Origin of the sequence: Rhodococcus sp. 05-339-2, from assembly GCF_002258965.1 — a bacterium.
Classification (GTDB): Bacteria; Actinomycetota; Actinomycetes; order Mycobacteriales; family Mycobacteriaceae; genus Rhodococcoides.
The window spans coordinates 190,645-204,058 of sequence record NZ_NOYW01000020.1; the positions used below are offsets into that span (position 1 = coordinate 190,645).

Here is a 13,414-nt window from a genome sequence, read left to right on the forward strand (position 1 = left end):
GGCCCTACCTGCCCAACAATCCTCCGAGCGCGCCGCCGACCCCGGCCTGCTCCCCGCTGCCGCTGCCACCGACCAGGCCACCGGGCGGCTGCTCCGATGGCTGAACCACGACGAATCCCTGACCCGAGAACTCGAGTGTGAAGCGCTCACCCGTCGTTCGACCGATCAGCGTGCCGAGTCCGAACGAATCGTTCTTCTTGACTCTCGTCTGCAAGGACGACGACCACGCGACCGCAGCCTGTGGATCCGCGAAGGTCGGCTGGTCGACGTTCAGCACCACCGGAACCCCGTCCGTGGTGATGGCAATCCGGCCGCGTCCGGAGAACACGCAGTTGAAGAAACCGGCATTGCCGCCTGCCGCGGCACCCTGCACCCGCTTGATGTCGTAGCTCAGCGAACTCTCGAAAGCCAGCACATTGGCCCCGTTGATGGTCAACCCGTCCGTGCCGTCCAGGTCGATGAGATGAACGTCCTGAGCGGCGTTGGCGAGAAAGAGGTCGCCCTGACCGGTGACCTTCATCAGAGGAACACCCTCACCCGAGAGCGCCTGTTTCAGAGCCCGGCCGATCCCACCGGACCCCTTCGCCTCGAACTGCAGATTGCCCTGATACGCCACCATCGAACCGGCCCGGGCCATCACCTCGCCGTTCATCCCGATGCGGCACATCTTGCTGCCCTGCTTCTGGATACCCGAACCGGGAACCTCGGCGTGAGCGGGCGCGAACAGTTCACTTCTCATGGCCAGAACTCCTCGAGGGGCTGATGAATCGGTGGACGACGCAGGTGACTGCGTGGGACGGAGAGGTTGCTCGACGGAGGCCGTCGGGTCGGGCGTCGGGTCGTCCTCGTCGATGCTGATGCCGAACGCCGTGGCCAAACCGGCCAGGCCATCGGCGTATCCCTGGCCGACGGCGCGGATCTTCCACTGCTCGCCGCGCCGATAGAACTCCAGACACACCAGTGCGCTCTCGTCGCCGAGTGCATCGGCAGTGAAGCCGACCAGTGCCGTGTCCGACGCATCGGACACCGTCACCGCAGTCGGGCCCGCGGCCGCGAACGTCGCGGGTCCCGTTCCGTCGAGGGACGCAGCCACGGCCACGGTGTCGACGCCGGCGGGGACGGAAGCGGCGTCGAACATCAGCAGGTGACCGGTGGGGGTGCGGCGATACTCGACGCCCGAGGCGGAGGGCTGGTTGTAGAACACCAGGTCCGCGTCCGAACGCACCCGACCGTTCGGACCCAGCAGCAGCGCGGAGACGTCCACCGAGGTCGATGCCGTGAGCGTGACCGTCAGAGGACCGGCCGGAGCGGGGCAGTTCTCCCCGCGAGCGAGGGTTTTCACCGAATCCAGTGTGCCACTGTCATGGCGTCAGGGCTGTCGCGCCAGCTCGATGACCTCTTCCTCGGTCGGCGGACTCTTCGGATGGTAGGACAGGCACAGGGGAGTGGCGGTGCGTCGGAATTCGGCGCCTTCCACAGCCGCGTAGAACTGACCGGCGGGCAGGCGTCCGACGTCGGGAACCGAGCCCCCCTTCACCCGCGCCATCTCCTTGGCTGCATCGACCTGCGATGGACTGTTGAGCAGACCGTAGAACTGCGTGGACGCATTGCCCGCGATGCGATTGTGCAGGCCCTTCGGGGACTGCGTGGCGAACACCAGTCCCAGTCCGTACTTTCTGGCCTGCGACGCCAGGGCCAGGGTGCTGTGCGTTGCCGCTGTGCTCCGGTCGGAGGGTGCGAAATTCTGCGCCTCGTCCATCACGAACAATCCCCCGAGTGGCCGGTCGCCTGCCGGATTCTTCTTGATCCAGGCGAACAACCCCATCTGGAGTTGATTGACGAAACTCTGCTTCTGCTCGTCGGTGGTCAGCCCCGCGAGGTTGATCACCGACACCCGAGCCTTCTTGTCCTCGGCCGGCGTCAGCAGCACAGCTGGGTCGACCGGCGTGCCCGCGCCTGCGAACATCGGATCGTTCGCGGCGGCGGCCTTGAGATTCTCGGCCAGTCCGGCAGCGATGCGTACCGCATCGCGCATTTCGCTCGCGTCCTCGGGGAATTCTTCCAACAGGTCGATGAAGTCGGACAGATCCCCGCCCCGCGAACGACGACCGAACTGGTCGAGGGCCGATTTCAGCACAGCCCGACCATGTTTGGCCTTCTGTGACGTCCCGAGTACACCCGCGGCCGGTTCGAGCGAGGCCAAAGCGGACTCGATGGAGGCCTCGAACTCGTCCGCGTCGCCGACGACACTGGCGAAGTCGGGTAGCGGCTGGAAGCTGAGCGGCCGGCCGGCCGACTTGCGCGGGGTCCACACCACGACGTCGGTGTCGCGCAGGTACGCCGTTGCCTTGGCCTCGTCACCCGGTGGCCACGTCCTCTCGTCCTCGGGCCACGCGGTGCCCAGCCGAGCCAGGTCGTTGTTGACGTCCAGCACGATCGCCGAAACACCTTGTAGGGCACATTCTTCCACCAGCCGGCGAATCAGAACGGTCTTTCCCGAGCCGGATCCCGCGAAGATCGCCGTGTGCTTGCGCAATGCCTCGAGTGGAATGGCGACATCGGCACCGGTGCTGACCTCGGCACCGACGACGATGGACGGCTTTCGGCTCGTCGACGACTCCGGTACGGAGGGTGTCGCTTCCGGTTCGATGAGGGCGGTGTCGTCGTCCACGACACTGACTGCAGGCAGCACCGCAGAGAACAATTCGACATCGTGCGCCGGCTTGCGTGCGAGCAACCAGGACGTGAGCGCGGGGGAGTTCTCGGCCAACAGGATCGACAACGCCGCCAGCGCCCTGCGGTCCTCGTCCCCGAGGGGCACCACGACGCCACCGGCGCGGTGCAGGGCCGCGATCGTCTGCTCGGTTTTCGCGCCGTTCGGCCACGGGTCGTTCCTGATCAGGATCAGCCGTCGCCTCGGCATGTCGACGCGCAGGCCCGCCGTCGTCACGGCCCGCTCGACCCGGGCCAAGGCGGCCCGCGCGTTGCCGGACGTCACGGCGCGGAAGCACCAGTGCTCTTCGTCGTCGGTGTCGGTGTCGACGGTGTGACGCAGGCGGGCGTGCAGCGCCGGCTTGCCGCTCGGCGGCGGATCCTGGGCCAGGCTGTCGTCGGACGACTGATGCTCGTGAATCCACGCCGTCAGACCCGCGGACAACAGTGCGGGAACGATCGAGTCCTCGCTGTCGGGTCGCAACGGAACGGAGACGTCGACCTGTCCACGAAGTTGCTCGTAGCGATCGTCGAGCGCATCGAGTTCGTTGACCCGCGCCGTGGGCAGGTCGGGCGCATCGGTAGGACCGGATCTGTCGGTGAAGCTCTCCAACTCCGACGCGACGCCGGTGTCGAGGCAGTGCCTGATGTGCCGATCGACGGCGATGAGAAGCTGGCGCGGAGTGAAATCCGGGGCCTGCTCGAACGCGTCGGGCGCGACCGGCCACGTCGGGTGCGGTGGCGTGAACCCGGCCTCGAGGAAGCACGCGGCCAGCCGTCGTCCGAGTAGCAGGCGACCGATGTCCGAGGAGGGAATCGGCTTGAGCGACTGGGTGACTCGGAAGCGGTCACGCATCGGCGCGACTCCGCGTGCGGCAATCAGTTCCCAGGCGCTCGACAGCGCGGAGAGCACCGAGGCAGTCCGGGGGAGGGTCTCGCGCAGCGACATCAAGCCGTGTGCGAGCTGTTCGACGACCTTGTCTTCCTGCGCGTCGGCGAACTCCTGATCCGATCCGGTACGAGACTGCGCCACGAGCGTGTCGATCTGATCGATCGCGAGGATGGTCGGACCGGTGATGGCGAGCAGACGCGAGATGTTCTCGGCGATGCCCTGATGGCCGAGCTCGGCCCGGCGGATGCCCCAGGCCGAGAACTCGTCGGGATCGACGTCGTCGATGGACTGCAGGTACGCGTCGCCCAGATCCTGAACGGCCGAATCGGGGGCGATGGACAGCACGAGGGCGCGCAGCGTGCGCTGCGACGTCCGTCGATGGCGCGGGTGAACCTTGTACACCGCGGTGACGAAATCGTTGAGCGTGTCCGCGTCGATCATGCTCTCGCCCATGATCTTCGCGCGCTGATCCTCGGCGATGTCGCCGATCTCGCAGAGCCGTCGAAGCAACAGCCCGAGCTGGCTGTCCGATCCGCGGCCGGACGGACGCATCAGGTCGTCGAGCATCCCCATCAGCGTCGAACGCCAGAATCCGGCGGCGTCGAGCAACCTGATCAGGAAGAAGTACCCGCCCTTGAGCTGTACTTCTTCTCGCACCTGGCCGAGCAGGTGCGTCTTGCCCGAACCGGCCGGGCCGCGCACGACGACTCCGAGCGGACTCGCGTCGTCGGAGGCGTCCGCGTCGTCGTACGCGTTCATCACCTCGAGGAACACGCGTTCGTGCATCCCCGGTACGTGCACGTTCGACTGAGAACGCCACACGTCGTCGGGTGTCGGTGCCCAACTCAGCCGCACCGATTCGAGAGCTCGGATCTGCTCGCTGTCCGTCATCGTCGACTCAACGCCCATCATGGTTCGATCGAGAGAAGGTGGTTCTGCTGATTTCCGACGACGACGGCCGCGGCGCGTTCCTCGTCGGTCAGCGTCTTCTGATTTTCCTCCGGTATCAACGAGACGTCCGGGGCGCGACGCAGGCGCGCGAGAGCGTCGTCCAGATCGGTTCTGGGTATGTCGCGCAATTCGTTTCGCAATCTGGACAGTCGGACGGTGCTGCCGGGTTCGCGGGCGAGCCCGGCGTAGGCCGCGCGAATCGAGGCTTCGATGTCGACCGCGGTCTCGGTCTTCTCGACGGGTTCGGGCTCCTCTGTTCGCGGCGAGAACACATCCGCCGGGCGGGCGTCGGTGCGATCGAGCCACCGTCGCAACCCCGCCAACACGGTGAACATGGCCTTGCCCGCGCCGGTCGATCGAGCCGGTGGTTCTCCGCCGATGAGTTCGCCGCAGACCCGCCATCCCTTGTCGGTGAGTTCGAGAGTCATCGGTCGCACGGACGAATTCACTTCGACGAGACCGGCGTTCTTCAGCTTGTCGCGGGACGGCTTCGCGAGCTCGGGGCCCATCGCTTTGAGTTCGGAGTTCTTGACCGGACTTGCCTCGGCCATCAGGACCAGCAGCACTGCCGCCTCGGTCCCGTTCAGGTCTTCGGTACTCATCGAGGATCCCCCTTCGATCGTATTCTCGATACTGCTTCGCGGATGGTAGCTACCGCACGTTGCGGATCGTCGATCACCTGAGCGTTGGTGAAGCGCAACACCATGTAGCCGTGTGTCTGCAGTTGGTTGTCGCGCACGCGGTCCTCGGCGAAACGGTCGACGGCGCGATGCTCGTTGCCGTCGATTTCCACGACGATCTTCTCGGTGCGCCACAGTACGTCGACCGTGAACGGTCGGCCGAGCTCGCCGAGCCGGATCGAACGATTGTGCTCCCGCCCCGCAGCCCAGTCGTGCACGTCCAGCGCTCGATACAGGCGCTTCTCCGGATCGCTGGCCGGGTGCGGATGTCCGGCGATCGGCGGATAGCTCAGGGGTCGGAACCGATCGACCACGGTCTCGACCCCAGCGGGCACGGCGGGCGCGTGTACCGCAACGGACGGGAACCGGTCCATGTTCGACGCCCCGTCGCCCGTCACCCACACCGCTGCACCGGCGTGCGTGCACAGCCATTCCGCAGCTGTCCCGACGACTCCGGCATCCGTTCCGGCCGGCACGACCAACACGAGCGCAGCAAGGCTTCTTCGACGAGCCGAGGCAAGTATTCGGGTCGAGCCTGCTGCGCGAGTTTCGACGGTGAATGCGGCTCGACGCGGCGCACTCCCCGCGACGGCTGCGTTTGCCAGAGCCCCGACGTAGGGGCCGAAGTGTGCGGTGTCGGCACCGAGCCGAGCGGCGGCGACGCGAGCAGCGCGTCGATCCAACGACGACGAGCCGGAGTGATGGTCGAAGTCGGTGAGCCACAGCGGAACCGAATCGACGGCGGCGTTCTCGAGTTCCGTGACCACTGCATCGACGAGATCGACGGCACGATCGGCCGTCGTGGGATCGATCGCGAAGAACACGATCGCAGGTGCGTCCAGCGGTAGAGGGTTCACGGATTCGGCGAGATCACGCTCGGTGACCCCGTGGATGCGCACGACCCGGTCCAGGGGCAGACTCGACCACCACGCGGTGTCGTCGCGCTCCGACGTCATCGCCGCGCCCCGTCGATCCGAAGATGTCCCATCCCCAGAACCGTACCGATTGCCCCGAAGGGCGCAGGTGACGGCGGGTGGCCCGGTGACGACGATTTGGATGCCGGGGACCCGTTCCCCTACACTTGACCGGTTGCCTGTGGCAGCGGTGTGCCTTCGTGTGCCCGTACCCAGCAGCCGACCGCGCGTGTCGGGACGGAAATCCGGCACGTACGTACATCCAGGTCAAGGAGAAGTTAGTGATTCAGCAGGAGTCGCGAGTACGCGTCGCTGATAACACGGGCGCGAAGGAAATCCTTTGCATCCGCGTTCTCGGTGGTTCGTCACGTCGCTACGCCGGAATCGGCGACATCATCGTAGCTACGGTGAAGGACGCCATTCCCGGTGGAAACATCAAGAAGGGTGAGGTCGTCAAGGCCGTCATCGTCCGCACCATCAAGGAGCGTCGCCGTCCGGATGGCTCGTACATCCGTTTCGACGAGAACGCTGCGGTGCTGATCAAGCCGGACAACGATCCCCGTGGAACTCGTATCTTCGGCCCGGTCGGCCGTGAGCTGCGTGAGAAGAAGTTCATGAAGATCGTCTCGCTCGCCCCGGAGGTGCTGTAAATGAAGGTGCACAAGGGCGACACCGTTCTCGTGATCGCAGGCAAGGACAAGGGTGCCAAGGGCAAGGTCATTCAGGCCTACCCCGCTGACTCCAAGGTTCTGGTCGAGGGCGTGAACCGCATCAAGAAGCACACTGCGGTCTCCGCCAACCAGCGCGGCGCATCCTCGGGTGGAATCGTCACCCAGGAAGCCCCGATCCACGTATCGAACGTCGCAGTGGTCGACTCGGACGGCAATCCCACTCGCGTGGGCTACCGGACCGACGAAGAAACCGGCAAGCGCGTTCGTGTTTCCCGGAAGAACGGGAAGGACATCTGAGATGACTACCACCGAAAACATCGCGGGCGAACAGCCCCGCCTCAAGGCGCGCTACCGCGCCGAGATCAAAGACGCCCTGAACACCGAATTTGCATACGAGAACGTCATGCAGATCCCCGGCATCGTCAAGGTCGTCGTCAACATGGGTGTCGGCGACGCCGCCCGTGACGCCAAGCTGATCAACGGTGCAGTTGCCGACCTCGCTGCCATCACCGGCCAGAAGCCGGAGATCCGCAAGGCACGCAAGTCCATCGCACAGTTCAAGCTGCGCGAAGGAATGCCCATCGGCGCACGCGTCACCCTCCGTGGCGACCGCATGTGGGAGTTCCTCGACCGTCTGGTCTCCATTGCCCTTCCCCGAATCAGGGACTTCCGCGGCCTCTCGGGCACGCAGTTCGACGGCAACGGAAACTACACGTTCGGCCTCAACGAGCAGTCGATGTTCCACGAGATCGACGTGGACAAGATCGATCGTCCGCGCGGCATGGACATCACCGTAGTAACCACCGCAACCAACAACGAAGAAGGCCGCGCGCTGCTCAAGCACCTCGGCTTCCCGTTCAAGGAGAACTGAGTCCATGGCGAAGAAGGCATTGGTCAACAAGGCCAACAAGAAGCCGAAGTTCGCGGTGCGTGCATACACTCGCTGCAACCGCTGCGGCCGTCCCCATTCCGTGTTCCGCAAGTTCGGCCTCTGCCGTATCTGCGTGCGCGAGATGGCACACGCCGGAGAGCTTCCCGGAGTTCGCAAGAGCTCCTGGTGATCTGAGGCCTCCGGGCTTCACCACACCACGCTGATGGGCGTGGGTTCCGAAAGGAACCCACGCCCATTTCGCGTTTGCTCAGGCCTCCCGTCTCAGACCGACCACACGTCGTTTCGTAGATCGAGTGACCGAGTCAGATCCAGTGCGGCAGAACGGTCGTCGTTGTCGACGAGAAGGAGCAGGCCACGTTCGGACATCGCAGACGCGAGAGTGTCGGTGGGAACGGTTCGACATCCGGCCGGCATGCCCGCGACTCCGAGCTCTCGATAGGTATCGGCAATCGCAACCACGTCCTCGACGGTGTCCATTCCCAGGACGGTCACGAAATGTCCTACGCTCCAATCGAATTCGGTCAGGTCTTCGGTGTGCACATTCGCAACCAGGCCGAACCGGAACTGCACGTCGGCCAGGCGGGTCAGGAGCAGGCGGAGCCCGTCGGAACCGGGCCCCACGATCGGAACCACCACGACGCGTCCTCCGGTCGCCGTCTCGATGCCCGTCGCAAGACCTGTCGCTGTGGTCCCGGCCGCATCGATCGATGCGGCCCTCGGTAGGCAATCCCACCCGTCGGTGATCCGGGGCGTTCCGGGCGGACGGGCCGCGACGGTCTCGCCCGGCCAGATCGCGGATCCCGATGCGATCGCGAGTGCAGTCACGTCCGGTGCGTCGTCGCCCACGACGGCCGTCGACGCTATCGATGCCGAGAACGGTCCGCAGAGCTGATCCGGTTGTGGCAGAGCGCTGTCGAGGGCAGAGACGATTGCGCCGACGCCGGGGAACCGTCGCAGCATGTCAGTAGATCCAGCGCAGTGATTCGAGCAGTTCGTCCTCGGTGTGGCTCTCCGCCCACGCTGCATCGGCGTCCCGGCAGGCAACGAACGCGCCCAGAAGCTCTTCGCCCAACACGTCTGCGACCAGCGCCGACGACAGTAGGTTCTCCCGTTGTTGGGCATGGGTCGTCGCGAGTGGGGAGATACCGGCGGCGTCGCGACGGGCATCGTCCCAGCCGCCCACATCCTCCTGAACCGGTGGCGACAACGTCGCCGAATCGGCCACTCCCGACATGCCGGCCGCGATGGTGACGGCAAGCGCCAGATACGGATTGGCGGAAGCGTCGCACGCCTTCAACTCGACGTTGGTGTGATCGGGACCGAGGAGGGCAGAACCGGGTATGAGCCGTACTGCCGCTTCGCGGTTCTCGACGCCCCAGAACCCGAAGGCACCGGCCCAGTATCCGGGTCGACGTCGGAGCAAGGATCCCGAACTCGGTGCGGTGACGGCAGTGAGTCCCGGCAGCTCTCGAACCAGGCCCGCGATGTACGACTGCCCGGTCTCCGACAATCCATGCTCTCCGTCTCCGGTGAGAGCGTTGTGCCCGTCGCGAACCAGTGACGTGTGCAGGTGCCATCCGTTGCCTGCACTGCTGGACGAGGGCAGGGGAGCGAAGCTCGCCCGCAGGCCGTGAGCTTTGGCGGCAGAGTGGATCGTCTGCCGCGCGAGAACTTGCGCATCGGCTGCAGCAAGGGGATCGAGTGGCGCGAGCGCGATCTCGATCTGGGACATGCCGTACTCGGCGTGAATCTGACCGATGCTCACACCGTTCGCAGACAGGGCGTGCAGCAGCGATGCGACGAATTCGTCGACATCGCGGAGCGCGTTGGCGGAGTAGGCAGGTCCTCGATGGGCGGACAGTCCGTCCGATTCCCGGGTCAGGGCGAACTCGATCTCGAATCCGGCCCGCACCTCGAATCCGGCATCGGACGCCTTCTGCACCTGCCGCTCGAGAACAGCGCGTTGGTCGTAGGGCCAGGGAGAGCCGTCCGCGGAGAGCTGCCTGCCGTGTACCCAGGCAAGCCCCGGTTGGCCGGCAAGTGGAACCACGCTCGACGCGTTGTCGATCACCGGAATCAACCGAACATCGCCGGACGGCGTCGACAGTCCCTCGTGAGCGAAGGTGATCCCGTCGTGCGAATCGAACACCGCGAACACCGCGGTGACTCCTACGCCGCGACGTGCGACGGCGGTCAGTTCTGCGGTGGGCACGGTGCGTGATCGGACGATGCCGTTGTTGTCGACCCACCCGATCGTCACCCCGGCGATGGTGCGGTCACGCAGAGTGTGGGTGAGGTGATCGATGTCGACTGCCTTCGAGTCCGTCATGGTCCGACGTTAGCGAAGAAGTGGACGCCGGGGTGTCCGACTGGACCCGAGCCGTCGCGCAATGGTAAGGCGATTTGGTCTTCGGGTGCGCGATGCCTACACTAGAGCGGTTGCCCGGGCTTCGTCGTGCCTGCACGCGAGTCCTTGCAATGAAAACGCAACCTCGAGTTCTCCGCACGTCAGCATCGAAATGCGGAAGCTCGAAACACCTGGCAGTGCAGCGATGCATTGCTTGGAGCGCAACCCCTGACCGGCAACAGTCGGTCAGGACATGTTCACTTCGTTGTAGGCCCACGATGTGACGAGCCAGGCCCGCCGGGTTTTCGAGAATCCAGGGGCACCAGCTCGCGCGTGCTGCATGGGAACCGCTGCGAGAAAGGTGCACAGGTCACACCATGACGATGACCGATCCAATTGCAGACTTCTTGACCCGTCTGCGCAACGCCAATTCGGCGTACCACGACGAGGTGAAGCTTCCCCACTCGAAGCTCAAGGCGAACATCGCCGAGATCCTCAAGCGCGAGGGCTACATCTCCGACTACCGCACGGAAGACGCCGAGGTGGGCAAGACCCTCATCGTCGATCTGAAGTACGGCCCGAGCCGTGAGCGCAGCCTCGCCGGCGTGCGACGCGTCTCCAAGCCCGGTCTCCGGGTATACGCAAAATCCACCAATCTGCCCAAGGTTCTCGGCGGCCTGGGCGTGGCGATCATCTCCACGTCCACAGGTCTGCTCACGGAGCGTCAGGCGGCCAAGCAGGGTGTGGGCGGAGAAGTCCTCGCCTACGTCTGGTAGGGGAGGCCACCACCATGTCACGTATTGGAAAATTGCCGGTACCGGTCCCCGCTGGAGTCGATATCACCATCGACGGCCAGAACGTTGCGGTCAAGGGCCCCAAGGGTGCCCTGAGCCTGACGGTCGCCGAGCCCATCCAGATCGCTCGCGCCGACGACGGCACCATCGCCGTCACCCGGCCCGATGACGAGCGCAAGAGCCGTGCACTGCACGGACTGTCGCGCACTCTCGTCGCGAACCTCATCACCGGTGTCACCAACGGTTACACCAACAAGATGGAGATTCACGGCGTCGGTTACCGCGTCGTACTCAAGGGCAAGGACCTCGAGTTCGCACTCGGTTACAGCCATCCCGTGCTGATCGAAGCACCCGAGGGCATCACGTTCACGGTCGAGTCGCCCACGCGATTCACCGTTGTCGGCATCGACAAGCAGAAGGTCGGTCAGATCTCTGCCAACATTCGTCGTCTGCGGCGTCCGGACCCGTACAAGGGCAAGGGCATCCGCTACGAGGGTGAAGTGATCCGCCGCAAGGTCGGAAAGACGGGTAAGTGATATGAGCCAGCAAACAGCAGACAAGGCGAACGTCGTCAAGCGCACTCCGCGTGGCACCGACGTCTCGACGAAGCGTCGCCTGTCGAAGGCACGTCGTCACTTCCGCCTTCGCAAGAAGATCTCCGGCACGCCCGAGCGTCCCCGCTTGGTCGTCAACCGGTCCTCGCGTCACATCCACGTGCAGTTGATCGACGACCTCGCCGGCCACACGCTGGCCAGCGCGTCGAGCATCGAAGCCGATGTGCGCGCCCTCGAGGGCGACAAGAAGGCCGTCAGTGCGAAGGTCGGCGAGCTCATCGCCAGCCGCGCGAAGGCAGCAGGCGTCGAGGCAGTCGTGTTCGACCGCGGCGGCAACAACTACAGCGGCCGCATCGCGGCACTCGCAGACGCAGCCCGTGAAGGCGGGTTGACGTTCTGATGATGACAATGACTGACAACGGAAGGACAGCCTGATGCCGGGACGTCAACGGCGTGACGGCGGAAGCGGCCCCGCCGGACAGAACAGTGGCCCCAACGCAGGTGGCGACAACAACCAGCGCGGCGACAACCGCGGTGGCGGTCGTGACCGTCGTGACAACGGCCGTGGCGGCAACGCTGCGGACAAGTCGAACTTCATCGAGAAGGTCGTCACGATCAACCGCGTCTCCAAGGTGGTCAAGGGTGGTCGACGCTTCAGCTTCACCGCCCTCGTCATCGTCGGTGACGGCAACGGACTGGTCGGCGTCGGCTACGGCAAGGCCAAGGAAGTTCCCGCGGCCATCCAGAAGGGTGTCGAGGAGGCTCGCAAGAGCTTCTTCCGCGTCCCGATGATCGCCGGCACCATCACGCACCCCATCCAGGGCGAAGCCGCAGCAGGCGTCGTCATGTTGCGTCCGGCCAGTGCCGGTACCGGCGTCATCGCCGGTGGCGCGGTGCGTGCCGTGCTCGAGTGCGCCGGTGTCCACGACGTGCTGTCGAAGTCGCTCGGTAGCGACAACGCCATCAACGTCGTGCACGCGACCGTCGCAGCCCTCAAGGGTCTGCAGCGTCCCGAGGAAGTTGCGGCTCGCCGCGGCCTGACCCTCGAAGAGGTTGCACCCGCCGGAATGCTGCGCGCACGCGCACAGGCAGGAGCGGTGAAGTAATGGCTCAGCTGAAGGTCACCCAGATCAAGAGCACCATCGGCCAGAAGGCGAACCAGCGTGACAGCCTGCGTACTCTCGGGCTCAAGGGCATCCGCCAGACGGTCGTCCGCGAGGACAACCCGCAGAACCGCGGACTGGTCAACACGGTGCGCCACCTCGTAATCGTTGAGGAGGTCTAACCATGACCATCAAACTGCACCACCTGCGCCCCGCAGCCGGATCCAAGTCGACGAAGATTCGTGTCGGCCGTGGTGAAGGTGGCAAGCGTGGCAAGACCGCAGGTCGCGGTACCAAGGGAACCGGCGCACGCAAGAACGTGCCGGCACGCTTCGAGGGTGGCCAGATGCCCCTCCACATGCGGCTCCCGAAGCTCAAGGGCTTCACCAACCGCAACCGTGTCGTGTTCCAGGTCGTGAACCTGCGCGACATCGAGCGTCTGTTCCCCGAGGGCGGTCAGATCGGTATCCCCGAGCTCATCGCCAAGGGTGCCGTTCGCAAGAACGAGCCCGTCAAGGTTCTCGGCGACGGAAACCTGACCGTGAAGGTCGAGATCTCGGCCAACAAGTTCACGGGCTCCGCCAAGGAAAAGATCGCCGCTGCCGGCGGTTCTGCAACCGAGGTATGAGCATTGCTCCGATGCGTTGAGTAGCAGCGCATCGGGCAGCAGTTCGTGACGATGGCCGCAGCCACAGCTCTCGCAGCTGAGCTGCGGCCATCGTTGCCTCGGCACCACGTGCCGTACTCGACCGAACGGACAGGGTCCAACACTGACCGTCGGGCGGTTCGATACGCACTGTTAGAGTTCTAGAGTTCACAGAAGTTCGTTTCGATGCGGGCGATGCATGTCGCCTGCAGTCCATGCTCGTGAGGCTCACAGGAGCGCCGGTTGCGCTCCTGACGA

Annotated in this window: 16 protein-coding genes; 10 read left to right on the forward strand and 6 right to left on the reverse strand. The window is 65.1% G+C overall.

The genetic code is table 11. The features are described from left to right. Window positions 1–4: 4 nt before the first annotated feature. From CH273_RS23515 to CH273_RS23530, 4 genes are read right to left on the reverse strand one after another with little or no spacing between them, the layout of a single operon-like run. Window positions 5–1,342 carry an AIM24 family protein gene (locus CH273_RS23515; protein ID WP_032397541.1) on the reverse strand — a complete coding sequence of 446 codons (1,338 nt, stop codon included), beginning with the start codon at window positions 1,340–1,342 and terminating at the stop codon, window positions 5–7. A 27-nt stretch (window positions 1,343–1,369) separates the two neighbouring features. After that, entirely contained in the window at window positions 1,370–4,495 is a 3,126-nt protein-coding gene (locus CH273_RS23520; protein ID WP_032398244.1) for an ATP-binding protein, read from the reverse strand. 17 nt (window positions 4,496–4,512) lie between these two features. Continuing rightward, on the reverse strand, window positions 4,513–5,157 hold the full coding sequence (locus tag CH273_RS23525; protein WP_032397540.1) for a hypothetical protein: 645 nt from the start codon (window positions 5,155–5,157) through the stop codon (window positions 4,513–4,515). Then, entirely contained in the window at window positions 5,154–6,191 is a 1,038-nt protein-coding gene (locus CH273_RS23530; RefSeq protein WP_032397539.1) for an endonuclease domain-containing protein, read from the reverse strand. Before CH273_RS23530 ends, CH273_RS23525 begins: the two co-directional genes overlap by 4 nt. Before the next feature lie 239 nt (window positions 6,192–6,430). Between CH273_RS23530 and rplN the strand changes: the two genes are divergently transcribed. The 4 genes from rplN to CH273_RS23550 are packed head-to-tail and all read left to right on the forward strand — an operon-like array spanning window position 6,431 to window position 7,881. Then, window positions 6,431–6,799: a 50S ribosomal protein L14 gene (gene rplN, locus CH273_RS23535; protein WP_032397538.1), complete on the forward strand. Its 369-nt coding sequence runs from the start codon at window positions 6,431–6,433 to the stop codon at window positions 6,797–6,799. After that, complete coding sequence (gene rplX, locus CH273_RS23540) at window positions 6,800–7,117, forward strand: 50S ribosomal protein L24 (RefSeq protein ID WP_032397537.1); 318 nt, start codon at window positions 6,800–6,802, stop codon at window positions 7,115–7,117. A 1-nt stretch (window position 7,118) separates the two neighbouring features. Beyond that, window positions 7,119–7,691: a 50S ribosomal protein L5 gene (rplE, locus tag CH273_RS23545; RefSeq protein WP_008718275.1), complete on the forward strand. Its 573-nt coding sequence runs from the start codon at window positions 7,119–7,121 to the stop codon at window positions 7,689–7,691. Window positions 7,692–7,695: 4 nt separating this feature from the next. Continuing rightward, window positions 7,696–7,881: a type Z 30S ribosomal protein S14 gene (locus CH273_RS23550; RefSeq protein WP_008718273.1), complete on the forward strand. Its 186-nt coding sequence runs from the start codon at window positions 7,696–7,698 to the stop codon at window positions 7,879–7,881. A 92-nt stretch (window positions 7,882–7,973) separates the two neighbouring features. Here the strand turns inward: CH273_RS23550 and CH273_RS23555 are convergent, their stop codons facing one another. Both CH273_RS23555 and CH273_RS23560 read right to left on the reverse strand, forming a co-directional pair. After that, window positions 7,974–8,672 carry a DUF6885 family protein gene (locus CH273_RS23555; RefSeq protein WP_032397536.1) on the reverse strand — a complete coding sequence of 233 codons (699 nt, stop codon included), beginning with the start codon at window positions 8,670–8,672 and terminating at the stop codon, window positions 7,974–7,976. Between the two features lies 1 nt (window position 8,673). Further along, window positions 8,674–10,041, reverse strand: coding sequence for a type I glutamate--ammonia ligase (locus CH273_RS23560; RefSeq protein WP_052050183.1), 1,368 nt, complete (start codon window positions 10,039–10,041; stop codon window positions 8,674–8,676). Window positions 10,042–10,436: 395 nt separating this feature from the next. On the opposite strand from CH273_RS23560, the gene rpsH reads away from it, so the two are divergent. Genes rpsH through rplO form a run of 6 tightly spaced genes read left to right on the forward strand, consistent with a single transcriptional unit; the run spans window position 10,437 to window position 13,138 of the window. Further along, the gene (gene rpsH / locus CH273_RS23565; RefSeq protein ID WP_008718266.1) at window positions 10,437–10,835 is read left to right on the forward strand and encodes a 30S ribosomal protein S8; all 399 of its coding nucleotides are present in this window, start codon (window positions 10,437–10,439) and stop codon (window positions 10,833–10,835) included. A 14-nt stretch (window positions 10,836–10,849) separates the two neighbouring features. Next, entirely contained in the window at window positions 10,850–11,389 is a 540-nt protein-coding gene (rplF, locus tag CH273_RS23570) for a 50S ribosomal protein L6 (RefSeq protein ID WP_032397535.1), read from the forward strand. Window position 11,390: 1 nt separating this feature from the next. Next, on the forward strand, window positions 11,391–11,807 hold the full coding sequence (rplR, locus tag CH273_RS23575) for a 50S ribosomal protein L18 (RefSeq protein WP_032365631.1): 417 nt from the start codon (window positions 11,391–11,393) through the stop codon (window positions 11,805–11,807). 34 nt (window positions 11,808–11,841) lie between these two features. Next, on the forward strand, window positions 11,842–12,513 hold the full coding sequence (gene rpsE / locus CH273_RS23580; RefSeq protein WP_032397534.1) for a 30S ribosomal protein S5: 672 nt from the start codon (window positions 11,842–11,844) through the stop codon (window positions 12,511–12,513). Beyond that, complete coding sequence (rpmD, locus tag CH273_RS23585; protein ID WP_032397533.1) at window positions 12,513–12,692, forward strand: 50S ribosomal protein L30; 180 nt, start codon at window positions 12,513–12,515, stop codon at window positions 12,690–12,692. Before rpsE ends, rpmD begins: the two co-directional genes overlap by 1 nt. A 2-nt stretch (window positions 12,693–12,694) precedes the next feature. Continuing rightward, window positions 12,695–13,138: a 50S ribosomal protein L15 gene (gene rplO / locus CH273_RS23590; RefSeq protein WP_032397532.1), complete on the forward strand. Its 444-nt coding sequence runs from the start codon at window positions 12,695–12,697 to the stop codon at window positions 13,136–13,138. Window positions 13,139–13,414: the final 276 nt, after the last annotated feature.

What these genes read in the sequence shown, in the direction of transcription:
- CH273_RS23560 (WP_052050183.1), bottom strand. Translation starts at nt 10,041, where the DNA reads ATGACGGACTCGAAGGCAGTCGACATCGATCACCTCACCCACACTCTG.
- rplX (WP_032397537.1), top strand. Translation starts at nt 6,800, where the DNA reads ATGAAGGTGCACAAGGGCGACACCGTTCTCGTGATCGCAGGCAAGGAC.
- CH273_RS23520 (WP_032398244.1), bottom strand. Translation starts at nt 4,495, where the DNA reads ATGACGGACAGCGAGCAGATCCGAGCTCTCGAATCGGTGCGGCTGAGT.
- CH273_RS23525 (WP_032397540.1), bottom strand. Translation starts at nt 5,157, where the DNA reads ATGAGTACCGAAGACCTGAACGGGACCGAGGCGGCAGTGCTGCTGGTC.
- rplF (WP_032397535.1), top strand. Translation starts at nt 10,850, where the DNA reads ATGTCACGTATTGGAAAATTGCCGGTACCGGTCCCCGCTGGAGTCGAT.
- rplE (WP_008718275.1), top strand. Translation starts at nt 7,119, where the DNA reads ATGACTACCACCGAAAACATCGCGGGCGAACAGCCCCGCCTCAAGGCG.
- rpsH (WP_008718266.1), top strand. Translation starts at nt 10,437, where the DNA reads ATGACGATGACCGATCCAATTGCAGACTTCTTGACCCGTCTGCGCAAC.
- CH273_RS23555 (WP_032397536.1), bottom strand. Translation starts at nt 8,672, where the DNA reads ATGCTGCGACGGTTCCCCGGCGTCGGCGCAATCGTCTCTGCCCTCGAC.
- CH273_RS23550 (WP_008718273.1), top strand. Translation starts at nt 7,696, where the DNA reads ATGGCGAAGAAGGCATTGGTCAACAAGGCCAACAAGAAGCCGAAGTTC.
- rplR (WP_032365631.1), top strand. Translation starts at nt 11,391, where the DNA reads ATGAGCCAGCAAACAGCAGACAAGGCGAACGTCGTCAAGCGCACTCCG.
- rpsE (WP_032397534.1), top strand. Translation starts at nt 11,842, where the DNA reads ATGCCGGGACGTCAACGGCGTGACGGCGGAAGCGGCCCCGCCGGACAG.
- rpmD (WP_032397533.1), top strand. Translation starts at nt 12,513, where the DNA reads ATGGCTCAGCTGAAGGTCACCCAGATCAAGAGCACCATCGGCCAGAAG.
- rplO (WP_032397532.1), top strand. Translation starts at nt 12,695, where the DNA reads ATGACCATCAAACTGCACCACCTGCGCCCCGCAGCCGGATCCAAGTCG.
- CH273_RS23530 (WP_032397539.1), bottom strand. Translation starts at nt 6,191, where the DNA reads ATGACGTCGGAGCGCGACGACACCGCGTGGTGGTCGAGTCTGCCCCTG.